Annotated in this window: 18 protein-coding genes; 9 read left to right on the forward strand and 9 right to left on the reverse strand. The window is 64.3% G+C overall.

All coding sequences use genetic code 11. The features are described from left to right. Positions 1–4: 4 nt before the first annotated feature. The 8 genes from ACSQ25_RS04020 to ACSQ25_RS04055 all read right to left on the reverse strand — a co-directional run bounded on the left by ACSQ25_RS04020 (position 5) and on the right by ACSQ25_RS04055 (position 8,163). Positions 5–1,324, reverse strand: coding sequence for an FkbM family methyltransferase (locus tag ACSQ25_RS04020; protein ID WP_436104421.1), 1,320 nt, complete (start codon positions 1,322–1,324; stop codon positions 5–7). Continuing rightward, entirely contained in the window at positions 1,321–2,544 is a 1,224-nt protein-coding gene (locus ACSQ25_RS04025; RefSeq protein ID WP_436104422.1) for an ABC transporter ATP-binding protein, read from the reverse strand. The genes ACSQ25_RS04020 and ACSQ25_RS04025 overlap by 4 nt, the downstream gene beginning before the upstream one ends. After that, a complete protein-coding gene (locus ACSQ25_RS04030) occupies positions 2,544–3,344 on the reverse strand; it encodes an ABC transporter permease (RefSeq protein WP_436104423.1) in 801 nt (266 codons plus the stop codon). The genes ACSQ25_RS04025 and ACSQ25_RS04030 overlap by 1 nt, the downstream gene beginning before the upstream one ends. A 182-nt stretch (positions 3,345–3,526) precedes the next feature. Next, positions 3,527–3,841, reverse strand: coding sequence for a hypothetical protein (locus ACSQ25_RS04035; RefSeq protein WP_436104424.1), 315 nt, complete (start codon positions 3,839–3,841; stop codon positions 3,527–3,529). Between the two features lie 60 nt (positions 3,842–3,901). Next, positions 3,902–4,654 carry a Crp/Fnr family transcriptional regulator gene (locus ACSQ25_RS04040; protein ID WP_436104425.1) on the reverse strand — a complete coding sequence of 251 codons (753 nt, stop codon included), beginning with the start codon at positions 4,652–4,654 and terminating at the stop codon, positions 3,902–3,904. 15 nt (positions 4,655–4,669) lie between these two features. Then, positions 4,670–4,996, reverse strand: a complete 327-nt coding sequence (locus ACSQ25_RS04045) for a hypothetical protein (RefSeq protein WP_436104426.1) — start codon at positions 4,994–4,996, stop codon at positions 4,670–4,672. A 45-nt stretch (positions 4,997–5,041) separates the two neighbouring features. Then, the gene (locus ACSQ25_RS04050; RefSeq protein ID WP_436104427.1) at positions 5,042–6,301 is read right to left on the reverse strand and encodes a tetratricopeptide repeat protein; all 1,260 of its coding nucleotides are present in this window, start codon (positions 6,299–6,301) and stop codon (positions 5,042–5,044) included. Then, positions 6,298–8,163, reverse strand: coding sequence for a CHASE2 domain-containing protein (locus tag ACSQ25_RS04055; RefSeq protein ID WP_436104428.1), 1,866 nt, complete (start codon positions 8,161–8,163; stop codon positions 6,298–6,300). The genes ACSQ25_RS04050 and ACSQ25_RS04055 overlap by 4 nt, the downstream gene beginning before the upstream one ends. A gap of 265 nt (positions 8,164–8,428) precedes the next feature. Between ACSQ25_RS04055 and ACSQ25_RS04060 the strand changes: the two genes are divergently transcribed. The 6 genes from ACSQ25_RS04060 to ACSQ25_RS04085 all read left to right on the forward strand — a co-directional run bounded on the left by ACSQ25_RS04060 (position 8,429) and on the right by ACSQ25_RS04085 (position 17,577). Further along, positions 8,429–9,799 carry a FecR family protein gene (locus ACSQ25_RS04060; RefSeq protein WP_436104429.1) on the forward strand — a complete coding sequence of 457 codons (1,371 nt, stop codon included), beginning with the start codon at positions 8,429–8,431 and terminating at the stop codon, positions 9,797–9,799. Positions 9,800–10,115: 316 nt separating this feature from the next. Continuing rightward, positions 10,116–12,080 carry a DUF4214 domain-containing protein gene (locus tag ACSQ25_RS04065; RefSeq protein ID WP_436104430.1) on the forward strand — a complete coding sequence of 655 codons (1,965 nt, stop codon included), beginning with the start codon at positions 10,116–10,118 and terminating at the stop codon, positions 12,078–12,080. A gap of 221 nt (positions 12,081–12,301) precedes the next feature. Then, positions 12,302–14,107 (forward strand): type I secretion system permease/ATPase, encoded by a 1,806-nt coding sequence (locus tag ACSQ25_RS04070; RefSeq protein ID WP_436104431.1) that lies wholly within the window; start codon positions 12,302–12,304, stop codon positions 14,105–14,107. Further along, the gene (locus tag ACSQ25_RS04075) at positions 14,107–15,468 is read left to right on the forward strand and encodes an HlyD family type I secretion periplasmic adaptor subunit (protein WP_436104432.1); all 1,362 of its coding nucleotides are present in this window, start codon (positions 14,107–14,109) and stop codon (positions 15,466–15,468) included. Before ACSQ25_RS04070 ends, ACSQ25_RS04075 begins: the two co-directional genes overlap by 1 nt. A gap of 1 nt (position 15,469) precedes the next feature. Then, positions 15,470–16,825 (forward strand): TolC family outer membrane protein, encoded by a 1,356-nt coding sequence (locus ACSQ25_RS04080; RefSeq protein ID WP_436104433.1) that lies wholly within the window; start codon positions 15,470–15,472, stop codon positions 16,823–16,825. Between the two features lie 161 nt (positions 16,826–16,986). Continuing rightward, positions 16,987–17,577: a DUF4214 domain-containing protein gene (locus ACSQ25_RS04085; RefSeq protein WP_436104434.1), complete on the forward strand. Its 591-nt coding sequence runs from the start codon at positions 16,987–16,989 to the stop codon at positions 17,575–17,577. A 73-nt stretch (positions 17,578–17,650) separates the two neighbouring features. Here the strand turns inward: ACSQ25_RS04085 and ACSQ25_RS04090 are convergent, their stop codons facing one another. Beyond that, complete coding sequence (locus tag ACSQ25_RS04090) at positions 17,651–18,526, reverse strand: sulfurtransferase (RefSeq protein ID WP_436104435.1); 876 nt, start codon at positions 18,524–18,526, stop codon at positions 17,651–17,653. Between the two features lie 140 nt (positions 18,527–18,666). Here ACSQ25_RS04090 and ACSQ25_RS04095 point away from each other — a divergent pair, with 140 nt between their 5' ends. From ACSQ25_RS04095 to dnaE, 3 genes are all read left to right on the forward strand, one after another. Continuing rightward, entirely contained in the window at positions 18,667–19,815 is a 1,149-nt protein-coding gene (locus tag ACSQ25_RS04095) for an acyltransferase family protein (protein ID WP_436104436.1), read from the forward strand. A 174-nt stretch (positions 19,816–19,989) separates the two neighbouring features. Continuing rightward, positions 19,990–22,926, forward strand: a complete 2,937-nt coding sequence (locus tag ACSQ25_RS04100; protein ID WP_436104437.1) for an Ig-like domain-containing protein — start codon at positions 19,990–19,992, stop codon at positions 22,924–22,926. Positions 22,927–23,037: 111 nt separating this feature from the next. Then, positions 23,038–26,535, forward strand: coding sequence for a DNA polymerase III subunit alpha (gene dnaE / locus ACSQ25_RS04105; RefSeq protein ID WP_436104438.1), 3,498 nt, complete (start codon positions 23,038–23,040; stop codon positions 26,533–26,535). Positions 26,536–26,681 lie beyond the last annotated feature (146 nt).

The following is a 26,681-nucleotide window of genomic DNA, read 5'->3' on the forward strand; positions in this document are numbered from 1 at the left end:
GTGTTCAGTGTCCCGCCTGTTGTCCGCGGGCGCGCCGCAGGTCGCCCAGCACCGCACGCACCGAGACCGGCAGGCCCTTGAGTTCTTCCGGAACCGCCGCCAGCGGCGTACCGGGTTCCGGCGCGGCCTGCTTGATGACGGCGAGGGAGCTGCTGACTTTCTTTCCCAGCGCGGGATAGCGCAGCAGGATGGGGATCAGCAGGCGGCGCAGGCGCTCGTTGCCCGTTACGCGAGTCACGACGCGGCGCGCCAGGCCGGGACGGCGCAGCGCACGCAGCACGCGGCCGACCGCGCGCAGCGGCGCGGTGACCTTCCACGAGGTGCTGGCATAGGTGGCCGTCAGGCGCGCTTCCATGTCGTGCGCCCACACGGTGAGGTGGTGGCTGCTCAGCTGCAGGGCCGCGATCTGGGCGTCGGCATCCTGCTTCTGCTGTTCGGCCTGCGCGCGGGCCTGGGCCAGTTCCGCCAATGCATGCTGGTGGGCGTTCTGCGCCAGCATCGTGGCCTGGTGCGCCTGGTCGAGCGCCCTGGCAGCCCGCTCCGCGGTGTCGCGCGCCGCCTGGTGCGCGCCCGCCGCATCCTGCTGGGCGTTCTCGAGCGCCCTGGTGAGCTGTTTGGTGGCGGCCCAGGACTTGTCGAGGTGGTAGGAGATGTAGTCGTCGAACACGTTCGGCTGGATGCCGAAGTGCTGCAGCAGCTCGCCGTGTTCTTCCGCCACGTAGTAGCGGTTCAGGCCATCGAACCACACGAAGCGGTAGCGCTGGCCCGTGACCATGGCTTCCCAGGACGCGTGATTGGTTTCGCGGCTGTTCGGCAGCGTGGCCTCGATCACCAGCACCCAGGGGCGCCAGCGGACGAAGTCCATCCCCTTCAGCACTTCGCCTTCGAAGCCTTCGACGTCGATCTTCAGGAAGTGGATGTCGCCCTTGACGTGCTCTTCGCATACCGAGGCCAGGGTGCGTACCGGCACGCGCAGTTCGACGACTTCATGGCCTTCCGAACGGTGCAGCTCGGCCACCGATTGTTCCGGCGAGGCCCAGCCGCGCACCTGCGGGGTGTCGTACAGCGTCAGCTCGCCGTCCGCGCTGCCGGCGGCAATCGCCAGGTTGACGTCGCGCGGACGCTGGTCGAGGAAGGCCTGGTGGAAGGAAGGCAGGGGTTCGATGCTGATGCCGCGCCAGCCGGCGTCGTAGAAGGCCTTGGTGACCGAATGCTCTTCGGGATCGTTGGCGCCGACGTCGATGTAGAAGCCGTTCTGCACGTGGCCGAGCGCGCGCCACAGCAGCACGTCTTCGGCGTTCTGGGAATAGGAGATGAATGTCATGAGCGTTGTATATCGACGGCCGGGTCGAGCCAGGCCGAGCCCTCGAAGTGGGGACGGCGCATGTTCATCACGGTGAACACCAGCGCCAGGTCGCGCCATTCGTAGTTGTTGACCAGGTGGGTCTCGGTGCTGACGATCGCGGTCGCGACCGAATAGGTGCCGGGGCCGAGGTTCATCGGGAAGGCGAAGCGGTACACCACTTCCTCGCCAGCCGCGACGTTCTCGAGCGGCAGCTGCTTGAGGTGGGTATTGGTGCCGTACATCGGCTGACCGAGGCGGTCCTTGATCATGTAGCCAAGCACCATGCGCGGAATCGGCGCGTTCACCTTCACCTTCACTTCCAGCGTCACGGCGGCGCCCACGTCCACCACTTCGGCGCGCTGCCCGGTCTCGTCGAGCAGGGCGATGTCGCTGACCGTGGCTTCGCCGGTGCCGGAAATGGTCTGCACCTTGCCGTCGCCGGTTTCATTGAGGCGAACGGTGTCGTTTTCGCGTTCCGCGATCATGGCGTTGTAGTAGTCCATGATCTCTTCCGGCTTGCCTTCCTTGGCCAGGCGGCCGCCGTCGAGCAGGATGGCGCGGTCGCACACCGACTGGATCGCCTGCTTGTCGTGCGAGACCAGCAGCAGGGTGGTGCCCTCCTTGCGGAACTGGCGGATGCGGTCGAAGGACTTGTGCTGGAAATAGGCGTCGCCCACCGACAGGGCTTCGTCGACGATCAGGATGTCCGGACGGCGCGCGGTGGCCACCGAGAAGGCCACGCGCATCTGCATGCCGCTCGAGTAGACCCGCACCGGCTGGTCCATGTACTCGCCGATGCCGGCGAAGTCCTCGATCTGCGGCATCAGGCGCGTGATCTCGTCCACCGTCATGCCCAGCAGCTGGCCGGCCATGTAGACGTTCTGGCGGCCGGTGAAATCGGGATGGAAGCCCATGCCCAGCTCGAGCAGGGCAGCCACGCGGCCTTCCATCCAGACCGCGCCCGTGGTCGGCTGGGTGGTGCCGGTGATGAGTTTCAGCAGCGTGCTCTTGCCCGCGCCGTTGATGCCGATCAGGCCCACGGCTTCGCCCGGCGATACCTGGAAGTTGATGTCGGTGAGCACCCACTTGAGCTTGTGGCGCGGGCCGCGCAGCGGCAGCAGCCATTCGCCCAGGCGCGACCAGCGCGTCGGGTACTGCTTGTAGGCCTTGCCCAGGTTGGAAACGACGATGCTGCCCATCAGAGTTCATCCACCATTTCGCCGGAGCGCTTGCGGAACAGGCGCAGGCCCAGGATGCACAGCAGCAGGGCGAGCAGGGCCGCCGGGATCAGCGAATTCCAGTCGGGCAGGCGGCCTTCGACCAGGATCGCCTGGTGCGCCCCCACCACGGCCGCCATCGGGTTGTAGATGAGCACAGGATGCACTTCCTCCGGCAGGATCGAGGCCGGGTAGACGATCGGGGTCAGCCAGAACCAGAACTGCATGGCGATGGTCACGAACTGGCCGACGTCGCGGAAGAACACGTTCAGGATGCCGCTTACCATGCCCAGGCCGATGGCCAGCAGGATCTGCAGCAGCAGCACCGGGATCATGGCGAAGAACACCATGCCCGGGAAGTTGCCGGAGACGATGAGATACAACAGGAACAGGCCGAAGATGACGCCGAAATTCACCAGCGCGTTCATGACGACGATGATCGGCAGGCAGATGCGCGGGAAGCTGATCTTCTTGATCAGGTTGGCCTGTTCGAGGAACATGTTTTGTCCGCGTGCGACGATCTCGGCGAACAGGCCCCAGGTCAGGATGCCGGCGCACAGGTAGATCGAATAGGCGGCGCCGGAGTCGTTGCCCGGCAGCTTGGCACGCATGACCTCGGAAAAGATCACGGTGTACACGAGGATCATGGCGAGCGGGCTCAGCACCGACCAGACGGCGCCCAGCATCGCGTTCACGTATTTCGACTGGAATTCGCGTTTGACGCTGCCCAGCACGAAACCGCGGTAGGCCCATAGGCCGCGCAGCATCAGGGGCGAGATCATGGGGCGGCCCGCGTCGGCAGCGCCCCACTCGGGTGCGTCAATGTGATTTGCATATGGATTGGCTAAGCCGGATGAGCCCAAAATTATACTTCATCCAACAGCCAATCTATTGTTACAGGTGTAACATCTTGTCTTAAGTCAATAGGAATTTGTCATGCGCTTGTCGCGCATCCACAAGACTGTCAGCTGCCGATATTGGTAAAGATCCCGACTGCCATTTCTGCCCACAGATACAGGAAGCCCAGGGCGATCAGGCCGATGGCGAGCAGGCGGCCTTGCGCCGTGCGGACCATGCGCAGGGCGAAGGTGAGGACCAGGCCGGTGAGGGCCAGCAGGATGCCGGCGGCGACGAAGTCGGAGCCGGTCCAGTTCACCTCGGTGGTGAACTGCATGGCGATCAGCGGAATCAGCAGGATCGCCGCGGTCGCGGCGGCCACGCGCACAAGGCTTTTGCCCAGGCTGGGCTTGGTGAAGCTGTTGCCGGTCAGGGTGCTCATCTTCTTCTCCAGACATGTGGGGATGCGAAAAATGTATCACAGCTTGGCCGGCCCCACACGCTAATTCCCCTGTGCCAGCCGCTGCAGCGCATCCGGATCGAGGATGATCAGCCGGTGCGCTTCCTTCTGCACCACCCCCTGCTGAACCAGGGTCAGCAGGGCCCGGGTCACGGTTTCGCGGCTGGTGTTGATCATGTTGGCGATATCCTGGTGGGTCGGCAGGTTCTCCACCACGGCGCTGCCGTCCGGACCCGGTATCCGCTGCATCAGGGAGATATAGGTATAGATACGGCGCGTCGTGTTGTTGATGCTGAGCAGGGCGCGAAACTCCGAGTCGCGCTGGATTTTCTGGGCCAGGTGACCCAGCATCTTGCGCGCCACCGAAGGAGAATGCGAGAACAGGTGCAGCGCGATCGTCGCCGGCAGGAAGGCGACCAGCACTTCGGTGGTGGACACCACCGAGGCCGAGCGCGTCGAATCGTTGATCAGGGCGATTTCGCCGAAGAAGTCACCCGCCGACAGCATGCGCAGGCCGACCGAGCGGCCGTCCTCGGTGACGTCGACCACCTGCAGGTGGCCCGACAGCAGGAACAGCAGGCCGTCGCCGCTGCCGCCCTTGTGCAGCACGACCGAGCGCTTCGGATAATGGCGAAAGCGCAGCTCGCCCCGGACCTGGAGGATCTCTTCGTCGGTCAGGTCGGCCAGCAGCGGAATCTTGCGCAGGTGGACCTGGAGTTGTCGTTCCTGCACCTCGGGGACTGCGGCTTGCCCGGGCTGGTCGGGGAGCTGGGAAAGCTTGGCGGAAGAACTCATCGATGGATCAGTGGGTTAAAAGTGTCCGATGGCAAAGGCGGGCAGTGCCACGGCGGCGATGCCCGCGGCGTTGGCCGCCAGGTCGCGCCAGCAAAAGCGCCGGTCGGGCACCAGCGCCTGCAGGCACTCGATCAACCAGCCGCCGGCCAGCAGTCCGGCCAGCCACCAGCCGGCTTCCAGCCTTCCCTGGGCTGCCCGCAAGGCCAGCACGGTCAATACGGCGAAGGCACCGAAATGCAGGAGTTTGTCATTGGGCAGGGGCGGCAGCCAGCGGTTGGGAACCAGGCAGGCCACCACCAACAGGCTTGCTGCGCAAACAAACAACAGTACTTCGGGCGGCATCGGCAATGCTTTTTTATATTGAACGCGGCGATTGTAACGCCAGACTCAAGGGAACTGCCATTGCCAGCTCAGCTGTAGCTGTCGGTTATTGTACTGAAAGATACTGATGTTTTCGCGGTTCCGCACCATTCTTCCCTCCAGCACAACAGTCTGGTCCTTGGCAAGCTGGTAGGAAACGGCCGCGCGCAGGACCCGGGTGCGCTGGGCGCGCACCTGGTCGATCAGCAGTTCGGGCGAGTAGGCCGCCGCGCTGTCCCACTGTTGACGTGTCCAGGCAATTTCGCCATGGGTATCCCAGCCGAGCTCCTTGCGCAGCGACAGGGTCAGGTAATTGCCGTGACGGTTGCCGCCCGGACGATTGCCGCGCGCGCGGTCGCTCAGCACCCCCAGCGCGGCGCTGGCGGCCAGCGTTCCGGTCTGGTGCGCCAGCTGCGCACGCGCTTCCATCACATCCGAGTCGAAGCTGTGCAGCGTCACATAGTTGGTGCGCATGGCGCTGCCGGTCAGGTAAAACTGGGTGTTCGCAGGCAGCGGCAGCGGTACCGCCACCCGCAGTTGCGCCTGCGCCTGCTTCTGGTAGAGCCGGCCGGCCATCGTCGTCATGCCGAGCGAGGCCGTGCTGCGCATGGTCCAGGCGCCGAAGCGCCACGGCGATTCGATGCCGCCATAGACCGCGCTGGTGTTATAGGCTTGCATGCGGTCGTAGCGGCGCGCCTGGAATTGCATGAAACCCAGGCTGCCGTTGCTGCCGACCCCGCGCACATAGTCCGCGCCGACCGTGGTGTAGCCGTCGCGCTTGGGCAGGAAGTCTTCCAGCAGCGGCAGTTCGACCTCGCCGTCCGGCCCGCTGACGATGAAGCTCGAGTTGCTGGCGCCCTGGTTGACGTTGTCGTCGATGCCGCGGCCGATGCTCATGCTGGCCGTGGTGGCCGGGGCAGGGCGCTTGCAGCCGCTGTCGCGCATTTCGGCGATCAGTTCGAGGATCTCGCGCGAAGGCTCGAAGCGGGTCTCGACGATGGCGAACAGGCGTTCGGCTTCGTCGGCATTGCCGAGACTGCATTGGATCAGGGCCAGGTCGATCACGGCCCCGGCGTGCTGGGGCACCTGCTCGATCAGGCGCGTCAGCGCGACCGAGGCGTCGTTCTTGCGCCCTTCGGAGAGTGACTGCAGCGCTTCCTGATAGAGCGCTTCCTCGGGTCGGGCGGGGGTGGCCGCGGACGAGGGACCGCTTGCCTGGGCGGCCGCCCAGGCCGGCGCGCACGCCAGCAGGACGGCCAGCATGCCCGGCGAGATGCGCGCGATCATGCGGAGGGCCCCGTGATACTGGTAACGGATGAGGCCGCTTTCGCGGCGAACTTCGCCCGGCGGCCGTTCAGGTGGCCCGCATTGATGTCGAGAGTATACAAAGGAGTGGTTTTTTCTTTACCGCGCAGCAGGCGCTCGCCCAGGGCGAGGAAGCGGTGGCGCCGCGCCCGTTCGACCGTGCCGGGGCCGATGATGATGTTATGGGTGAAATCGCGGGCGACCTGCTCCAGGCGGGCCGCCGTGTTGACGCTGTCTCCGACCGCAGTATAAATGCTGCGGAAGGAAGTGCCAAAGTCTCCCGCCATGGCCACGCCGCTTTCGACGCCGATCCGCACGCGCAGGGGGGCGAATCCCTTGCGTTCGCGTCTGGCGCTGAGCGCGGCGACGCGGCGGGTCATCTCGCGGGCGGCGTCGAGCGCCAGGTCGGCGTGCTGTTCCAGCGGCAGCGGCGCGCCCCAGAAGGCCATCATGCCGTCGCCGGTGTACTTGTCGAGCGTTCCCTGGTGTTCGATGACCGGGCCGGTCAGGCAGTCGAGGAAGTCGCGCGTCAACTGCGCCGCTTCCTCCACCGGCAGCGTCTCGACCTGGCCGGTGTAGCCTTCCATGTCGGCCACCAGGGTCGTCACGTCGCGCTGGCGCGGCTCCAGCGGATCCTCTTCTTCGCTGCGCAGCAGTTCCTCGACCACGGCCGGGGCGACATACTGGCGCAGCGTCTGCAGCAGGTGGCGCGAGCGGCGCTGGGCCACCTGCCACTGGTAGGGCACGGCCACGGCCAGCATGAACAGGTTGCTTGCCAGCGGGCCGGCCGGTCCGAAGTCCGGATCGTGCGGGCTCGCCACATAGGCCACTGCCAGCCACAGGGCGGAGCTGGCCGCGAGCAGGGCAATGCCGGCGGCCGCCGAGAGGCGCGGGAACAGCAGCATGCACCCGAGCGCCGAGACCAGCGCGTACAGGCAGGCGATGAGGCGCCCGGGCCATGGCGCGGGCGTGCGGCCTTCCTGGCGGTCGAGCAGGGCGGACAGGATGCTGGCCTGCACACCCAGTCCCGGGCGGCTGGCGGCAAATGGGGTTTCCACCCGGTCGCCCATGCCGAGCGAAGACGAGCCGACTACCACCAGGCGCCCGGCTGCGCTCGCGGGCACGATCCGCTGGGCCAGGATGTCGGCCGCGCTCACCAGGGTGAAGGCGGACCAGTCGCGCAGGAAGGGCACGCGCGTCAAACCGTCGCCTTCGAGGCGCAGCGGCCCCTGGCCCGCGCAGCAGTTGACCAGCGCCAGCGCAAGCGCAGGGTAATGGCGTCCCTGGAATTCGGTTACCAGCGGCACGCGGCGCAGCGCGCCGTCGGGGTCGGGGATGAAACCGATGGCGCCGATGTGCGGCGAGCGGGCCAGTTCCGGATAGTTGCCGACGTAGCCAGTGGCGGGCACGCCTGCCCGGTACAAGGTGGTGGCGCCGCCGAGATGGCCGGTACGCAGGGGCTCCAGTCCGGGCGGCGCGAAATTGAAAGCCTGGGCCGGCACCACCGGGCCGTGCCGGGCCAGTAGCGCCAGGCGGGCGTCGGCGGACGCGCCGCTGGCGGAAGGCAGCACGATGTCGAGGGCGACGCCGCGCGCCCCGTAGGTACTCAGCAGGATTTCGACCAGATGGGAGAGGCGCTCGCGCGGCCAGGGCCAGGGTCCGAGTTCGGTGAGCGAGGCTTCGTCGATGTCGACCACCAGGATACGTGGCTCGGGCGCGTCCGTGGCCTGCATGCGGATGAAGCTATCGCGCAGGCGCTCGTTGGGTAAAAACAACAGATCATTGGAGGTGGCGCGCGAAAGCGACAGCGGCGCCAGATGTCCGTACTGCGACCACACGGTCACCAGAAAGGCCAGCGCAGCGATGACCCAGCGTCCTCGGGGTCGGGCTTGTGATCTCGGTTCAGCCACGCGCAGCAGTGTACAGGTGTACTTTCAGTTAAACGAATGGCGCAGTATAACGTGACTGTTACTGCTGTGCATTGTCTTTATGGAAATGCGACAAAATGTAATTCCTGGAAGCTAACCCATCCTTTTCGATAGAATGTGACGCCTGTCACGGAATTGGCGGGCACCGTCACGGTACATTGGAAGGAAAAGGGGAGCCATCTTGCGAAAACTATTACTTACTGCACTGCTTGCGTGTGCCGCACACGCTGCCCATGCCGATGCAGGCAAGATCATCTTCGTCGCCGGCAGCGCCCAGGCCGGCGAACAGGCGGCCCGTGAAGGCGCGCCGGTCCAGGAAGGACAGATGCTGAGCACCGGCAGCGACGGCTTCATCTATGTGAAGACCGTCGACAACGGCCTGTTCATCCTGCGTCCGAATACCAGGGCGCGCATCGTGACCTACCACATCGACCACAAGAATCCGGCCAACACCCGCATCAAGCTCGAGCTGCTCAGCGGCGTCGCACGCAGCAAATCCGGCGAGGCGGTCAAGCTGGCGCGCCAGAATTTCCGCTTCAATACCCCGGTCGCGGCGATCGGCGTGCGCGGCACCGACTTTACCGTGTTCACCGACCAGGAAACCTCGCGCGTGGCCGTCATTTCGGGCGGCGTGGTGGTCAGCGGCTTCACCGGCGCCTGCCGGCCCGACGGCGCCGGCCCCTGCGAAGGCGAAGCCAGCCGCGAGCTGAGTGCGGCCCAGCGCGGCCAGTTGGTGCAGGTGCGGCGCGGCCAGGCCGCCCAGGTATTGCAGAGCAGCCCGCTGTCGCCGGACCAGGTGTCGCCGCCGCGCACCGACGAACCGCTCGCGAAGAGCGGCGCGGGCACGACGCCGGCCCAGGCCGCCAGTGTCGAGGCAATGAAGAGTGCGGGCCTGAATTCGGTGATTGAAAAGCTGGCGGCCAACACGCCGCCACCGGCTGTCGGAACGCCGCCGCCAAGCCAGGAGCCGGAAAAGCCGGCGCCGAATCCGCCGGTGACCATGCCGCCGCCGGTGCTCGAGCTGCCGCCCACCCTGCCGGACCGCAGCGTCAGCTGGGGACGCTGGCAGGCGGTGCTCGACCGTCACGCGGCAATCAACCTGTCGGAAGAACGCAAGCAAAACGAATTGCTCGGGCTTTCGGGATATTTCGCCTTGTTCCGCTCGCCGGGCAAGGATTATGTCGCGCCGAATAATGGGACGATTGGTTTTTCCCTGCGCAGCAGCGAGGCCTATGTCACCACCGAGTATGGCTTTGGTAATACCGTCGTCGCGCCGGCCACATTATCGAATGGTTCGCTGAAGCTCGATTTCGGCGCGCGGACTTTTGACGCTGCAATGGATCTGTCGACGACGCTGGACGTCGTTCATCTGACTTCCGCCGGAACGGTGACGGGCGAGGGCCGCCTCTATGGCAATGATGCGGCGGGGCGCCACGGCGTCGTCAATCTCCAGGGTATATTGAGCAATGACCGTGGGGGCAGCGCCGCCACCATTTTCGAAGGCCGCCTGGATGAAAGACGCACGGTGAATGGCGCGGCCAGCTGGCGCTGAAACTGCATCCGTTTTTTTAAAAAGCCCGGCTGGTCCGGGCTTTTGTTTTATATGCATTCGTATTGACGAAGTGGGCGTCAATCGCTCTGGTGTTTATAGGATTTCATCATTCATTACCCATGCTGCGTAATTACCGAGGGGGGATTGTATGAATGTGTCGAAATTTCGAAAAACTTTGTCGGGGATGTGATGGTGATCACATAAGGGCGAGCATGTCTTCTGTCATCATGCGGTCCGTTGACTACAGGTGCGAGAGCACACTGCAACTTTGATTCAACACTCGATCGATCGATCTTTCATTTTTTTGGAGCAATACATGGCAATCGTCACCGCACACGTCACTGCTGTTCAGCAACTGTACGTCGCTTACTTCAACCGTCCTGCTGACACTGCTGGCCTGGAATACTGGACCAACGTCGTTGAAGCTCAGAAGGGCTCGACCGCTGCTGTGTCGGCTGCCTTCGCTGCTGAAGCCGAATACAAGACCGCCTACGCCAACATGACCAACGCTCAGGTCGTGAACCAGGTGTACCAGAACCTGTTCGGCCGTCCTGCAGAAGCCGCTGGCCAAGCCTACTGGGCTGACCTGCTGGACCGTAAAGTCATCACCATCGACAAGGTTGTCGCTGAAATCGCCAAGGGCGCACAGACCACCGACGCTGAAGCCTACGAAAACAAGGTTGCTGGCGCAGCTGCTTTCACCGCTGCCCTGGACACCAAGGCTGAGCAAGACGGCTACCGCGGCGCTGAAGCCAACAAGCTGGCCAAGGCCTTCATCACCAGCATCACCAGCGATGCATCGCTGACCGTCGCTACCGCGCCGGCAACCCTGAACGCAACCGTGGCGAAAGTCGTCATCGCCGGCACCCCGTTCACCCTGCAGTCGGGCCTGAGCGCTCTGCAAGCAGCGCAAGACGCGAAGACCGCATTCCTGGACGCAGCCGACGGCAAAGTGGACCAGAAGCTGGTTACCGAACTGTCGATCACCGACAAGGTCACCACCACCACCGCCGCAATCGACACCTACATCGCTGGCTACTCGACCACCACCTCGGCTGGCGTGAAAGCTGCACTGCTGGCTGACAAGGTTGCTGCTAACACCGCCGCCCTGGCTGCTGCACAGATGGAAGTGGCTGAAGACCAAGTCGCCATCGCCAAAGTTGCTGGCCTGTCGAACGCCATCGCTTCGGATGTCGCTGCTGAAGCTGCTGTTGTCGCAGCCCAGAAGGCCGTGACCCTGGCTGTCGCTGACCAAGCTGCTAAAGAAGCTGCTTTCGAATCGCTGAACGGCGGCACTGCCATCACCATCAACGCCAACGGCACCGTCGCTGGCCTGATCAAGCTGGATACGGCTGGCAAGCTGGTCGTGGACAGCTCGGCTGTGACCGAAACCGCCAAGCCGGGCGTGACCGCTCTGCTGGCAGCGATCAACGCTAACCTGGCTGCTGCAAAAGCCCTGGAAACCGCTGTCAAGGCCGAAGCTTCGACCACCGCGACCGTGAACTACCTGGACGTGACCGCCGGCAGCGCTGAAGCAAGCGCCCTGACCGCTGTCAAGGCCGCCATGAAGAACGTCACCGTGGCTACCGGTTCGATGCCGTCCCTGGAGCAGATCGCTGCAGAACAGCAAATCCTGGACGCCAAGGCCGCTGCTACCCCGGGCGACGCCGCCCTGGCAACCGCTGCTGCCGACTTCAAGGCACTGGTGACCACCTACACCACCGCCTACGGCGACAACAAGCTGGTCGCTGAACTGAGCGCCGACGAAGCCAAAGTGACCGCTGCAGCCAAGGCGATCACCGACCTGACCAAGGCCACCACCGCAATGAACGCAGCAATCGACGTGGCAGCCCAGCTGACCGCCGTCAACGGCTCGATCACTGCTGCTCAGCAGGCATTCGTGGACAACAGCATGGCTGCACCGAAGACCCTGGGCGCTGGCCTGGAAGTCGGCACCGCCGCTTCGGACATCTACCTGGTCGGCACCGGCGCTGCTCAGTCGATCGCCCTGTTCGGCCTGCAAGGCACCGACTCGCTGTTCATCGGTTCGAAGTACACCCTGAACACGACCGCCAAGTTCGACGCTGCTACCGACGTGATCACCGGCGGCAACGACGCAGTCCTGGAAGCGTTCATCGTCCAAGACGGCACCGACACCAAGATCATCCTGGAAAAGTCGGCCTTCGGTTCGAGCGCTGCTACCGCCGAAGTCATCACCATCACCCTGACCGGTGTGACCTCGACCGAAGTCACTCTGTCGAACGGCATCATCACCGGCTAATCACCGGTAACAGAGCAGGCTGTTAAGCTCTGAGGCCCCGCCACCGCAAGGTGGCGGGGCTTTCTGCATTCTGAAGCGCCGCATCGGTGCTACTTTTTGTTGCAAAACAGCGAGAATTATGTGACGTACATCACATTTTTTGAAGATTTTGTTGGATAATGTGGGCGCTGATCAATTTCTTCCTCACATGATGCGCCTGGTAGCTGTCAACAAAACCCGATATGAAAAAACTTCTGGATAAAAAGAACGAGATCGAACAGGCGCTCATCGCCTTCAAGAGCACTTTCTATACGGTGGGGGTGTTCAGCGCGATCATCAACCTCCTGATGCTCGTGCCCTCGCTCTACATGCTGCAGGTGTACGACCGCGTGCTTGCGAGCCGCAACGAGATCACCCTGCTGATGCTGACCGTGCTGATGCTGGGTGCCTACCTGTTCATGGGCGGCCTCGAGGTGATCCGCTCCTTCGTCCTGGTCCGCGTCGGCGCGCGCTTCGACATGGTGATGAACAAGCGTGTCTACACGGCGGCGTTCGAGCAAAACCTGAAGCAGGCGGGCGGTAACGCCGGCCAGGCGCTGAACGACTTGACCACGCTGCGCCAGTTCCTGACCGGTAACGCCTTGTTCGCGTTTTTCGATGCGCCCTGGTTCCCGGTCTATCTGATCGTCATTTTCTTCTTCCAGCCTTCACTGGGTGTCTTCGCGCTGGTCGGCACCGTGATCCTGGTGATCCTGGCGTATGCCAACGAGCGCCTGACGCGCACGCCGCTGGCGGAAGCCAACAGCATGGCGATTTCGGCCAGCACGCTGGCCACCAACAACCTGCGCAATGCCGAAGTCATCGAATCGATGGGCATGCTGCCGCACCTGATGGGTCGTTGGTTCAAGCTGCATGGCAAGTTCCTGGGCCTGCAAGCCGACGCCAGCCAGAAGGCCGGCACCATCGGCGCGGCCACCAAATTCGTGCAGACCTCCTTGCAGTCGCTGGTGCTTGGCTTCGGCGCCTTGCTCGTACTCGATAACAAGATTACCCCCGGCATGATGATTGCCGCGTCGATCCTGGTCGGCCGTGCGCTGGCGCCGGTGCAGCAGGTGATCTCGGTCTGGAAGAGCTGGAGCAGCACCCGCAGCTCCTACGAGCGCCTGACGGCCCTGCTGGAAGCAAATCCGAACCGCCCGGCCGGCATGGCCCTGCCGAAACCGCAAGGCACGCTGACGCTGGAAGCGGTCACCGCGGCGCCGCCGGGTGTCAAGACCCCGATCGTCAAAGGGGTGTCGTTCGGGATCGTGCCGGGCGACGTGCTCGGCGTGCTGGGACCGAGCGGTTCGGGCAAGTCGACGCTGGCGCGCCTGCTGGTCGGCGTCTGGCCTGCGATGATGGGCAGCGTGCGCCTCGACGGCGCCGACATCTATCAATGGAACAAGGCCGAACTGGGCCCACATATCGGTTATCTGCCGCAGGACATCGAATTGTTTGGGGGAACGGTCAGCGACAACATCGCCCGTTTTGGTGAAGTCGATGCGGAAAAGGTGGTGCAGGCGGCCAAGCGCGCCGGCGTGCACGACATGATCCTGCACTTCCCCGAAGGCTATGACACCAAGCTGGGCGACGGCGGCGCCGGACTCTCCGGCGGCCAAAAGCAGCGTATCGCGCTGGCCCGTGCCATGTATGGCGACCCCGCCCTGATCGTGCTGGATGAGCCGAACTCGAATCTCGACGACGCCGGCGAAGCGGCCCTGGTAAATGCGATCACGGACCTGCGCCAGCGCGGCAAGACCATCATCCTGATCACGCACCGCCCGGCTGCGATCAACCTGACCACCAAGCTGCTGCTGATGCGTGACGGCGCCGTGCATATGTTTGGCCCGACCGCGCAGGTGCTGGCTGCACTGCAGGAAGCCAACCGGAAGGCCCTCGAGGCCGCGCAGGCTGCACAGCAACAGGCGGCAGCGGCACAGGCGGCAGCGGCAGCGAGGGCGGCCGGCGCCTCCGCGTCTGCCGGAGCAACGACCGAAGAAGGAAAGTAATGAAACTGATTCAAACGAAATCGCAAACGACGACCGATGTCGTCGCGCAGGACGTGCCGCCGGTCGAGGTCAATACCGATGCCCGTGCCTACAGCCGCCTCGGCTGGCTGATCGTGCTGGCCGGGGTCGGCGGCTTCCTGTTGTGGGCCCTGCTGGCGCCGCTGGACAAGGGCGTGCCCCTGAGCGGCACCGTGGCCAAGGAATCGAACCGCCAGGCGGTGCAGCACCTGTCCGGCGGCACCGTGCAGCAAATCCTGGTGCGCAACGGCGACGTCGTCAAGGCGGGCCAGGTCCTGGTCCGCATGAACGCCGTGACCGCGAAAGCGACCGTCGAGATGTCGGAGAGCCAGTACCTGTCGGCGGCGGCAACCGAAGCGCGCCTGGCTGCCGAACGCGACGGACTGAAGAAAATCGTGTTCCCGGCCGAGCTGGAAAAGCGCCGCAACGAGCCGCGCGTCGCCGACCTGATCAGTCTGCAGAATGCACTGCTGGTATCGCGCCAGGCCTCGCTGCAAAACGAACTGGGTGCGCTCGACGAGAACATTGCCGGACTGAAGCTGCAGATCCGCGGCCTGGAAGAATCGCGCGACAGCAAGAAGGAGCAGGTCGCCTTCCTGAAAGAACAATTGGCGGGAATGCGCGACCTTGCCAAGGAGGGCTACGTCGCCCGTAACCGCCTGCTCGACCTGGAACGTACCTATGCCCAGCTCGGCGGCGCGATTTCCGAAGACATCGGCAACATCGGCCGCTCCCAGCGCCAGGTGACCGAACTCAGCTTGCGCAAGTCCCAGCGCTTGCAGGAATACCAGAAAGAAGTCCGCACCCAGCTGTCGGAAGTGCAGCGCGAAGCGCAAAGCCAGGCTGCGCGCCTGGAAGCGCAGCGCTTCGAACTGTCGAACGTCGAGGTCAAGGCGCCGGCCGACGGCACCGTGGTGGGCCTGGCGGTCTTCACCAACGGCGGCGTGGTCCAGCCCGGCTTCAAGATGATGGACATCGTGCCGACCGACGATCCGCTCGTCGTCGAGGGCCAGCTGCCGACCAACCTGGTCGACAAGGTGCATGCCGGTCTGAAGGTCGAACTGATGTTCTCGGCATTCAATACCAACCGCACGCCGCACATCGAGGGCGAAGTCACGAACGTGGCCGCCGACCGCAACGTCGACGAGCGCACCGGCATGCCTTACTACATCGTGCACGTGAAGGTGACCCCGGCGGGGGCGAAGAAGATTGCCGAGCACAGGATGGACATCCGCCCGGGCATGCCGGTGGAGCTGTTCGTGAAGACCGGCGAGCGTACGATGATGAACTACCTGCTCAAGCCGCTCATGGACCGTGCCCAGTCTTCGATGAGCGAGGACTGACATGGACGCGACCATCAAGGCCCGCAAGGGCAGGGCAGGCTTGCGCGCAGCCATCCTGGGCATGCTGCTGGCCAGCGCCGGCAGCGCCGGCGCGGTATCGCTGCAGCAGGCTTACGAGGCTGCCATCAAGAACGACCCGACCTTCCGCATGCGCTATTACGAGAACCAGTCGGGCAAGGAGAACCGCATCCTCGGCCGCGCCCAGCTGCTGCCGCAGGTAGGGGCCAGCTACTCGTACGGCAAGAACGTGGCCGACCAGGAATACCTGCAGTTCGGGGTGTTGCCGACCAAGGCCCACCCGCGCTACACCAGCCGCTCCGCGGTCGTCCAGTTGCGCCAGCCCCTGTTCAATATGGAAGGCATCGCGCGCTACCGTCAGGGCAAGGTCCAGGCAGCCCAGAGCGAGGAGGCGTACGAAGCCGGCATCGACGAGGTGTCGGTACGCGTCGTCAGCGCCTATCTCGACGCGCTGTTCGCCGAGGACCAGCTGGAGCTGGCCAAGGTCCAGCGCGACGCCCACCTGGAGAGCCAGAAGGTCAACCAGCGCCTGTTCGAAAAGGGCGAGGGCACCAAGACCGACATGCTGGAGACCCAGGCCCGGCTCGACCTGGCCGAGGCGCAGCTGGTGGAGTCGCAGGATAACGTGATCGCCGCCCGCAATACGCTGGAAGGCGTGATCGGCATGGATCCCGGCCAGCTCGACCGGCTGGGAGACAATTTCCGGCCCGGCGAGCTGAATCCTGCCTCTTTTGAAGACTGGCGCAAGCTTGCACTCGAGCGCAACAACGTCCTGGCGGCAGCCCGCCTGGCGGTCGAGAACGCGCGCCTGGATATCGGCCGCAACCGCGCCGGCCATTATCCGCGCGTGGATTTCGTCGGGGTCTACAGCAAGAGCGACAGCGAATCGCTGACCAACCTGAACCAGCAGAACACCAACCGCCAGCTCGGCCTGCAGGTGAATATTCCGCTGTACCAGGGCGGGGCGGTGAATGCCACGACGCGCCAGGCGGCAGCCATGTACGGCCGCGCCCAGGCTGACCTGGATGCGCGCACCAATGAGATCCTGGTCGAGTTGCGAAAAGCCCACAGCCTGGTAAGCAGCAGCGCGAGAAAAATCGATGCGCTGATGAAGGCCGTCGAATCCGGCAAGCTCTTGATGACTGCTACGGAGCAATCTATCAAAGGCGGCGTCCGTATCAACCTCGACCTGCTGAACGCCCAGCAGCAGCTCTTCGCCAGCCAGCGCGACCTGGCCCAGGCCCGCTATAGCTACCTGGTGGGGTTGATGCGCCTGCGCGCCGCCGCCGGCACCCTGCAAGCCGACTCGGTACGCGAGATCGCCGCACACTTCCGATGACTCCAGAAAAGTTCCGCTTCGGCGGAACTTTCCTTTTAACATCGTCTGTCAATATGTTCTATCTTGCAGGAAATTGATTCTAAATGTAACCAACTCGCACACTCTTCAGTAATTTGCGACTTGTTTTTTCTGCTTGCGCTAATATCGATTTACCAATCTAAATGGAGGTCGACATGGCAGATGCAAACACCACTGCGGTGCAAAAACTTTATGTTTCCTATTTCAGCCGCCCGGCTGATGCCGCAGGATTGAAATACTGGGTAGGCCAGCTGGCCACCAACCCGAACGCCCTACAGGAACTGTCGCGCCAGTTCTCCGTCTCGAAGGAATACCTCGACACCTATGCCGGCATGGACACGCGCGCCAAGGTTGCCGAAGTCTATGACAACCTGTTCGGCCGTCAGGCGGAAGCGGCGGGCGTCGACTACTGGGCCAACCTGCTCAACAACAATCAGATCACCATCGACAACATGGTGACCCAGATCGCTGCCGGCGCTCAGGGTACCGACCAGTTCGCCTACAACGCGAAAGTCTCCGCAGCCACCGAGTTCACCACACGCCTGGACCTCCCGGCCGAACAGACGGCCTACTCGGGCGCGGCGGCGAACAAGATTGCGGTGGACTGGATTGCCGGCATCAAGGACCTCCAAACGGCCGCGATGGCCATGGATCCTGGCGTCATCGATGGCGTGATCGCGCGCATCGTCGGCGGCGGCGCGAGCGGCTTTGAAGATACCGGCTTTTATCTGTGAGAACACGCGCGGACCTGGCGTCCGCGCACACTGAAATATTATTTCAAACGCAGCGTCGCGTTGAAAGAAAATTTCAGATTTGCTCAGCCGCAGTCTGTGCGGCGGCCGAACCCTCGGCACGCCCTGCGGCGCAGTGGGGGCAGGATACGCCCGGGACATACTCGGGCGCGAGCTGCTGGCGTGGGGTGACCACGGCGCGGCAGGCGAAGCACTGCGTGGTTTCGGTCGGCTCGAGTTTCGGATTCAGGGCGGTGCGGTAGTCGAACACGAAGCAATCGCCCTGGTAGTGCTCGCCGCCGACTTCCTCGAAGTACTTGAGGATGCCGCCGTCGAGCTGGTACACGCGCTCGTAGCCGATGTTCTTCATGTGGATCGCCGCCTTTTCGCAGCGGATGCCGCCGGTGCAGAAGGTCACGACCGTCTTGTCGGCCAGTTCCTCGCGGTGCTGCTCGGCCACCGCCGGGAATTCGGTGAATTTCTCGATCCGGTAGTCCAGCGTGTTCTGGAAAGTGCCGACATCCACCTCGAAGGCATTGCGGGTTTCCATCATCACCACCGGCACGCCCTCGTCGTCGTGACCCTGGTCGAGCCAGCGCTTGAGCGTCTTCGGATCGACCGAAGGTGCGCGGCCGAGTTCCGGCTTGATGAGCGGCATGCGCATCGTGATGATTTCCTTCTTGATCTTCACCAGCATGCGCTTGTGCGACTGCTCGCTCGACAGGCTTTCCTTCCATTCCAGGTCGGCCAGGCGTGCATCGCTGCGCACCCAGGCCAGGAAGCGGTCGATGTTCTCGCGTGTCCCGGACAGGAACATGTTGATGCCTTCCGGCGTCAGGAGCACGGTACCCTTCAGTCCCAGCTCGTTGCACTGGTCCTGGTATTGCGGGCGCAGGTCCTCGAGATTGTCCAGGGTGATGAACTTGTAAGCGGCGATATTGACAAAAGACATGGCGGAAAGGCTGGTAAAGACAGGCCGACATTATAAAGGCAGACGGTCCTGTTCGCAGCCGCCTATGGCCCAAATTGGTCTGGATGTAAGGCAATACGATTACAATACGTGGCTCCGTACAACAGGTCTGGCCGCCCGACATGCATTCGCTGAACATCCAGTACAACCCCCGCATCGACCAGCTGCGCTGGCTCGCCGCCACCCTGGTCTTCCTGTTCCACTTCCACCTCGAATATGCGGGCAACGGCGGCGTGCGCCTGAGCGGCCCCTGGACCGCCCTGGTGACGGAAGGGCATACCGGCGTCGGCCTGTTCTTCACGCTGTCGGGCTTCCTGTTCATGCAGATCGCCCTGCACCAGCACGGGGCCGGGCGCGACATCGTCTACCGCGACTTCCTGCGCAACCGCGTGCTGCGCATCGTGCCGCTCTACCTGGTCATCTTCCTGGTCGCGACCTCGATCGGCCGCGACAAGTTCGCGCCCCAGGACCTGCTCTATCTGTTCGCCTCCAACCTGGGGCTGGCGCCGACCTCCGGCACCGTGATCACCGGCGCGGCCTGGACCATCTCGCTGGAATTCATGTTCTATCTGGTGTTCCCCTTCCTGGCGCGCTTCACGCTGGAGCGCGGCCTGGCCTACCTGGGCGGCTGGCTGGTGCTGATGGCCTTCTTCAAGGTGGCCGCGTACACGGTCAATGAGAACAGCACGCTGATGTACTTCAGCACCTGGGTCGGCCGCTTCGACCAGTTCCTGATCGGCATGGCGGCGGCCTTGCTGTACAAACGCTGGCAGGGGCAACTGGCGCGCATCGCGCCGCTGCTGCTGGTGGCCGCGGTCGCCTTCGTCATGTGGGACACGGCCCTGATGCACCGCCTCGCCCCCTTCGGCGTCACGCCCAAATCCTCGTTCTGGATCTGGTGGTCGATGCTGGAAAGCGCCGGCTGGGCCGCCGTGATCCTGGCCTGGGTCGCCTTCCAGCCGCGCCTGCCCGGCCTGGTCGAGCGCGCGCTGAGCCAGGGCGGCAAGATCAGCTTCTCGTTCTACCTGCTGCATATGGGCCTGCTGCACGTCTTCGCCGCCCGCATCGGCCTGGTCGCGCCGACCGGCACGCCCTGGCTGGACGCCGCCATCATGGTGAGCGTTACCTACGGCGCCACCTGGGCGCTGTCTACGCTGAGCTACCACATCGTCGAGGAGCCTTTCCTGCGCATGCGGCGCAACTACGGGACCCGCGGCAAGACGCCGCCGCTGGCAGCCGTCGCTGCGGACGGGCCACCGGGGCAGGGCTGACAGGATTGTTAACTCAGGTAGAAACTTGCAGTAAACAAATTTAACAATTCGTTGTAAATATGTTTACGCGCGCCAAGAGTTGACATTTCTTGCTGCAATAAAAGTTGTCGTTCATTAAAATTCGCCTTTGCTTTTCCGACAAAAAGCCATCCGAATATTGAACAGGCACCTAGAATGACGACCTTCCTGCGCGGCGCTGCATGTGCGCTCTCCCTCCTGCTTGCCGGCTGCAATGCCGGCGATCCCGCCAACAGCAAGGCCGACCGTTCCGAGTTGTCCGGCATCTTCGGCAAGAGCCCGGGCGTGGGCAGCATGCGCGGCGGCGGGGCGGCATCGAGCTTGGCGCCCACCCAGCTGCTGACCAACCCCGGCTTCGAAGGCAGCTTCGGCTGGCAGGCCTCGGCCGAGGTGCTGAGCATGGATGCCGAGTTCTCCTATGAGGGTACCGGCTTCGCCTACCTGCTCGGCTATAACAATGCCAGCGACACCGTGTACCAGGACGTCGCCATCCCCGCCGGCGCGACTTCCGCGATGCTGCGCTACTGGTACGGCATGATGGCCGGCGGCGACACCAACCCGGCGCCGGGCAGCGACAAGGTACTGGTCGAGGTGGTCGATCCGGCCAGCGGGCGCGTCCTGCGGACCCTGGCCACCCACAGCAACGCGGTGCTGAACAGCTCCTGGACCCAGAGTCCCGAGCTCGACCTCTCCGCCTACAAGGGCCAGACCATCCGCCTGCGCTTCACCGGCAGCAGCGACGCGACCGGCGTCAGTCACTTCTTCCTCGATGAAGTCCACCTGAACGCGGTCGTGCCCCCGCCGCCGGTGGTGGTGGCACCGGCGCCGGCTGCTGCGCAGGCGATGAGCTTCCCGGGCAACCGCAGTGCCTACACCATCTCACTGGCGAACAACAACCAGATCGTGATCACGGACAGCGCCGGCCGCAGCCAGACGCCGGTCGCGGGCACCAAGCGCCTCCAGTTCCAGGATGCGACCGTGGCGCTGGACCTGGACGGCGTGCCGGGCCAGATCTACCGCATCTACCAGGCCGCGTTCAACCGCCAGCCTGACGCCGAAGGCCTCGGCTACTGGATCGACATGGCCGAAAAGACGCCGCTGTCGCTGGACGCGGTCGCCGCCGGCTTCGTCGGCAGCCAGGAATTCAAGGACCGCTACGGCGCCCTGGACAACAAGGCCTTCGTCGAACGCGTGTACCAGAACGTGCTGCACCGCCTGCCCGACGCGGCCGGCCTGGCTTTCTTCGTGGAGCACCTGAATTCCGGCGCGAATACGCGCACCGCGGTCATGACCTCGTTCTCGGAATCGAAGGAGAACAAGGATCAGGTGCTGCCGCAGATCCTGCGCGGCATCGCCTACAAACTGCCTGCCGCCTCCTGCAAGGCCGGCGAAGTGCTGGCGAATAATGCCTGCGTACCGAAGCTGGCCCTGGTCTCGGTCGATCCGCCGAACGGCGCCACCAACGTGGGCACCATCTCGAGCCTGATGGCGGCCTTCAACGTGCCGCTGGCGGCGACCTCGCACCTCAACAGCGGCAAGATCACGGTCTCGCCGGCGATCCCGGGACGCACCGAACGGGTCAACGGCAACGCCTGGACCTACAGCTGGCCGACCGGGATGGCCGACAACCTGCAGCTGCGTCCGAACACCCGCTACACGGTCACCTTCCAGGCCGGCCTGCAGGCCGCCTCGGGCGCCGTGCTGGACGCCCCGGTGTCGTACTCGTTCACGACCACCGCCAGCTGCTCGCTGGGCACGCTGACCAACGGCGTGTGCGTGGCCGCCACCAGCTGCCCGGCCGGACAGGTGCTGAGCTACGGCGTCTGCCTGCCTTCGAGCGGCTCGACGCCGAATCCGACGCCAACGCCGACCCCGACCCCGACCCCGACCCCAACGCCTTCGCCGCCGTACACCGGCCCGGCGCCGACGGCATGTCCGTCTCCGCTGACCGTGCAGGGCAACGTATGCGGTACCAGCGCCAACACGGCCAACTTCCTCAACTATGTCGGCAGCGCTCCGGCGCACGGCGGCACGCTGCGCAGCGCCCCGAGCTTCGGCGCGGGCATCGCGCGCACCGTGACGGTCAGCTTCGACAAGGACTTGAACCCGAACACTGTGACGAGCACCTCGGTCGTCGTGTCGAGCGATTCGATGAACCGGAAAATCCCGGGCGAACTCCGGGTGTCGGGCCGCAGCGTGACCTTCACCACCACCGCGAGCACCGGTTTCGCGCCGGACCGCTACATCATCACCCTGACCAACCAGCTCAAAGCCGCCACCGGCCAGACGCTGCCGCTGGCAAACGTGACGGTCCTCTTCCACGTGGGCGGCGACTTCAGCGTCTGGCCGCAGCCTGGGGTGACGGACGTGCTCCCCGAAACGCCGGTGCAGGTCCTGTTCAACCTGGGCACCGCGGTCGATGCGTCCTCGATCAATGCCGACACGCTGAAGCTGATCGACCTGAACAACAACGCCCAGGTGCCCGGCAGCTTCGAGGTCAGGGCCGACCAGGTGCGCTTCCGTCCTTCGATGCTGGGTTCCTCCACCTGGTACCAGGCGACCCTGACCACCGGCGTGCGCTCGGCCAGCGGCACGCCGCTGTCGAGCAACTTCAGCTGGAGCTTCCGCACCTCGGCGGCGCCATTCGTGCCGCATCCGGACCCGACGCCTAGCCCGACGCCGACCCCGACGCCAACTCCGACGCCAACCCCAACACCGACGCCGACGCCGACGCCAACACCAACGCCGCCGCTGTCCGGTAATCCCGACAAGGACGGCTGCTATATTCCGCAACGTAAGCCATCCTGCCTGGCGGCCTCGGCGAAAATGGAGAACGGCAGGTACATCGTCACCTACACCAACAACTGTGTTGCCCACGTCTTCGCGCGTTTCTGCAACAAGCGCGCGAACGGCACCAACGATTGCGGCGCGGCCGGCATCGACAAAGGCAAGTCGACGTCGTGGGCGACGACCGGCGGTTCGGGCGGCACCTTCGAGTTCACCGGCTCGGTCTATCCGAACAAGGACTTGGTCTGCTCGGACAGGGATCCGGCAATGGAGACCTACAGGAAGAATTATCCGGAAGGCGGCTGATCTTCAAGCACACAAAGCCTGGCTCTGCCAGGCTTTTTTTTCGTGCCTCCACGCAACGATCAGCCGGGCCGGCGCTGGATGCGGATCCCCCGGGCAAGGTAAAATGGCACGATGACTTCCCCGACTTTCACCCACCTCCGCGTCCACTCCGAATACTCGATCGTCGACGGCCTCGTGCGCATCGACGACATCGTGGGCGCCGCCGCCAAGGACAAGCAGCCGGCCCTGGCCGTGACCGACCTGGCCAATATGTTTTGCCTGGTGCGCTTCTACAAGGCGGCGCGCGGGAAGGGGATCAAGCCGATCGTCGGGGTCGACGCCTGGATCACCAATGACGAGAACCGCGACAAGCCCTCGCGCCTGCTGATCCTGGCGAAGAACCACACCGGCTACCTGCAGTTGTGCGACCTGCTCTCCAAGGCCTGGCTCACGAATCAATACAAGGGCCGCGCCGAGCTCCGCGTCGAATGGCTGGAAGCGCTGGCGACGTCCACCTCCACGCTGGAACCGGAGGCAGACCAGACGAATGCCCTGATCGTGCTGTCGGGCGCCGGTTTCGGCGACGTCGGCCAGGCCATCGAGCAGGGCGACATCGAACGCGCCGAACGCGCAGCCCAGCGCTGGGCGCGCATCTTCCCGGGCCACTTCTACATCGAGATCCAGCGCGCCGGCCAGGCCAACCAGGAGCAGGGCGTGCGCCACTCGGTGGCGCTGGCGAGCCGCCTCGGCCTGCCGGTGGTGGCGACCCACCCGGTGCAGTTCCTCAGCAAGGACGAATTCATCGCCCACGAGGCGCGCACCTGTATCGCCGAAGGCGAGATGCTGGCCAACGCCAAGCGCGTGCGCCGCTTCAACGAAAACATGTGCTTCAAGTCGCAGGCCGAGATGGCCGAGCTGTTCGCCGACCTGCCGGGCGCGCTCGCCAATTCGGTCGAGATCGCGAAGCGCTGCAACGTCACCCTCACCCTGGGCAAGCCCCAGCTGCCGGACTTCCCGACCCCGGACGGCATGAGCATCGACGACTTCCTGGTCCTGGAAACCAAGCGGGGCCTGGAAGAGCGCCTGGTGCAGCTGTATCCGAACGAAGAGCAGCGCGAGAAGGAGCGTCCGCGCTACGAGGCGCGCCTCGAGTTCGAGAACCAGACCATCATCAAGATGAAGTTCCCGGGCTACTTCCTGATCGTGGCGGAGTTCATCCAGTGGGGCAAGAACAACGGCGTGCCGATCGGCCCGGGCCGCGGCTCGGGTGCGGGTTCCCTGGTCGCGTATGCTTTAAAAATCACCGACCTCGATCCGCTGAAATACAACCTGCTGTTCGAGCGTTTCCTGAACCCGGAACGCGTCTCGATGCCCGACTTCGACATCGACTTCTGCCAGGAAAAGCGCGAACTTGTCATCCAGCACGTGAAGGACCTGTACGGCCGCGACGCGGTCTCGCAGATCGCCACCTTCGGCACCATGGCCGCGAAAGGCGCGATCCGCGACGTCGGTCGTGTGCTCGACTTCGGCTACAACTTCTGCGACGGCATCTCCAAGCTGATTCCCTTCAAGCCGGGCAAGCAGGTCTCGATCGCCGAGGCGATCGAAGAGGAACCGCTGCTCAAGGAGCGCCTCGAGAACGAGGAAGAGGTCAAGCAGCTGCTCGACCTCGCCCAGCAGGTCGAAGGCATCACCCGCGGCATCGGCATGCACGCCGGCGGCGTCCTGATCGCCCCGGGCAAGCTGACCGACTTCTGCCCGCTGTACACCCAGGGCGGCGACGCCGGCGTGGTCTCGCAGTACGACAAGGACGACGTCGAAGCCGTCGGCCTGGTGAAGTTCGACTTCCTGGGTCTGACGACCCTCACCATCCTCGACCGCGCGGTGAACTACATCCGCGCGCTCGACCCGGCCGATGCCGGGTTCAATCTCGAGACGCTGCCGCTGAACGACCGGCCCTCGTACAAGCTGCTGTCCGATGCCAAGACCGTCGCCATCTTCCAGCTTGAATCGCGCGGCATGCAGGGCATGCTGAAGGATGCGCGTCCCGACCGCTTCGAGGACATCATCGCGCTGGTGGCGCTCTACCGTCCGGGCCCGATGGACCTGATCCCCGACTTCTGCAAGCGCAAGCACGGCGAGAAGTTCGACTATCCGGACCCGCGTACCGAGTCGATCCTGTCCGAGACCTACGGCATCATGGTCTACCAGGAGCAGGTGATGCAGATGGCGCAGATCGTCGGCGGCTACTCGCTGGGCGGCGCGGACATGCTGCGCCGCGCGATGGGTAAAAAGAAGGCCGAAGAGATGGCCGAGCACCGCGAGATCTTCCGCGCCGGCGCGGCCAAGGACGGCCTGTCGACCGAGAAGGCCGACGAGATCTTCGACCTGATGGAGAAGTTCGCGGGCTACGGCTTCAACAAGTCGCACGCCGCCGCCTACGCGCTGCTGTCCTACCACACGGCCTACCTCAAGGTGCACCACACCGCCGCGTTCATGGCAGCCAACATGTCGCTGGCGATGGAAGACACCGAGAAGATCAAGATCCTGGTCGAGGACGCGATCGACGTCTGCAAGCTGACCATCCTGCCGCCGGACGTCAACGAATCGCACTTCCGCTTCACGCCGGAAGGCCAGCCGCGTTCCGTCACCGGCAAGCAGGTGTCCAACATCCGCTACGGCCTGGGCGGCGTGAAGGGGGCGGGGCAGGGCGCGATCGAGGCGATCATCGCGGCCCGCACCAGCGGCGGCAAGTTCAAGGACCTGTTCGACTTCTGCATGCGGGTGGACCGCAAGCAGATCAACCGCCGCACCATCGAATCGCTGATCCGCGCCGGGGCGATGGACGCATTCGGGGTTGATCGTTCTGTCCTGCTGGCCTCGGTCGGCTTCGCGATGGAAGCGGCCGGCCAGGCCGCCGCCGCCGCCAACCAGGTCAGCCTGTTCGGCGGCGACGATTCCGACCTGGTGGCCCCGCCCGAGTACGTCAAGGCGACCCCGTGGACCGACCGCCAGAAGCTGGCCGAAGAAAAGATCGCGCTCGGCTACTACCTGTCGGGCCACATGTTCGACTCGTATGCGGCCGAAGTGCGGCGCTTTGCCAAGACCAAGCTGAAGGACCTGGAACCCTCGCGCGACCCGCGCATGCTGTGCGGCGTGATCACCGGCGTGCGTACCCAGATGACCCAGCGCGGCAAGATCCTGATCGTGGCGCTGGACGACAAGACCGGCGTGGTCGAGGTGACGATCTACAGCGAGCTGCTGGAGCAGAACAAGAACGTCTTCAAGGAAGACGAGTTCCTGCTGGTGGTCGGCAAGGTCTCGGAAGACCGCTTCAACGGCGGCCTGCGCATCACCGCCGAAAAGGTCTTCGACATCGCCGCGGCGCGCATCCAGTACGGCTTCAAGCTCGAGATGGACGTGTCCTGCGACCTGAATCCGGCCAAGCTGGCCGAGGTGCTGCAGCCTTATCGCCAGCAGGACGGCCTGCCGGTCAGCCTGCGCATCAAGCCGCAGGGTGTGGAAGCCATCCTGCAGCTGGGCGACGACTGGCGGGTGGCGCCGTCGGATACGCTCAAGCAGCAGCTGGAGCTGACGCTGGGGGCGAAGGATGTGGCGGTGGAGTACTAAGTCCGTCGCGTGTATTCAAGCGAACTTGGGTCCCGGCCTGCGCCGGGACGACGTGCTTGATTAGGTAGCCAGAAGACCGCTAACGCTGTTCATTCACTATCCTGAAAACCGTCGTACGCCCCACTGGGGCCTACGACTTCCGGCGA

The sequence above is a fragment of the Massilia sp. LjRoot122 genome, from assembly GCF_964252725.1.
GTDB lineage: Bacteria > Pseudomonadota > Gammaproteobacteria > Burkholderiales > Burkholderiaceae_D > Telluria.

Coding starts and splice junctions, on each gene's coding strand:
- ACSQ25_RS04085 (WP_436104434.1), top strand. CDS start 16,987: ATGGAGGTCGACATGGCAGATGCAAACACCACTGCGGTGCAAAAACTT.
- ACSQ25_RS04040 (WP_436104425.1), bottom strand. CDS start 4,654: ATGAGTTCTTCCGCCAAGCTTTCCCAGCTCCCCGACCAGCCCGGGCAA.
- ACSQ25_RS04075 (WP_436104432.1), top strand. CDS start 14,107: ATGAAACTGATTCAAACGAAATCGCAAACGACGACCGATGTCGTCGCG.
- ACSQ25_RS04020 (WP_436104421.1), bottom strand. CDS start 1,324: ATGACATTCATCTCCTATTCCCAGAACGCCGAAGACGTGCTGCTGTGG.
- ACSQ25_RS04100 (WP_436104437.1), top strand. CDS start 19,990: ATGACGACCTTCCTGCGCGGCGCTGCATGTGCGCTCTCCCTCCTGCTT.
- dnaE (WP_436104438.1), top strand. CDS start 23,038: ATGACTTCCCCGACTTTCACCCACCTCCGCGTCCACTCCGAATACTCG.
- ACSQ25_RS04030 (WP_436104423.1), bottom strand. CDS start 3,344: ATGATCTCGCCCCTGATGCTGCGCGGCCTATGGGCCTACCGCGGTTTC.
- ACSQ25_RS04025 (WP_436104422.1), bottom strand. CDS start 2,544: ATGGGCAGCATCGTCGTTTCCAACCTGGGCAAGGCCTACAAGCAGTAC.
- ACSQ25_RS04050 (WP_436104427.1), bottom strand. CDS start 6,301: ATGATCGCGCGCATCTCGCCGGGCATGCTGGCCGTCCTGCTGGCGTGC.
- ACSQ25_RS04045 (WP_436104426.1), bottom strand. CDS start 4,996: ATGCCGCCCGAAGTACTGTTGTTTGTTTGCGCAGCAAGCCTGTTGGTG.
- ACSQ25_RS04095 (WP_436104436.1), top strand. CDS start 18,667: ATGCATTCGCTGAACATCCAGTACAACCCCCGCATCGACCAGCTGCGC.
- ACSQ25_RS04090 (WP_436104435.1), bottom strand. CDS start 18,526: ATGTCTTTTGTCAATATCGCCGCTTACAAGTTCATCACCCTGGACAAT.
- ACSQ25_RS04035 (WP_436104424.1), bottom strand. CDS start 3,841: ATGAGCACCCTGACCGGCAACAGCTTCACCAAGCCCAGCCTGGGCAAA.
- ACSQ25_RS04070 (WP_436104431.1), top strand. CDS start 12,302: ATGAAAAAACTTCTGGATAAAAAGAACGAGATCGAACAGGCGCTCATC.
- ACSQ25_RS04080 (WP_436104433.1), top strand. CDS start 15,470: ATGGACGCGACCATCAAGGCCCGCAAGGGCAGGGCAGGCTTGCGCGCA.
- ACSQ25_RS04065 (WP_436104430.1), top strand. CDS start 10,116: ATGGCAATCGTCACCGCACACGTCACTGCTGTTCAGCAACTGTACGTC.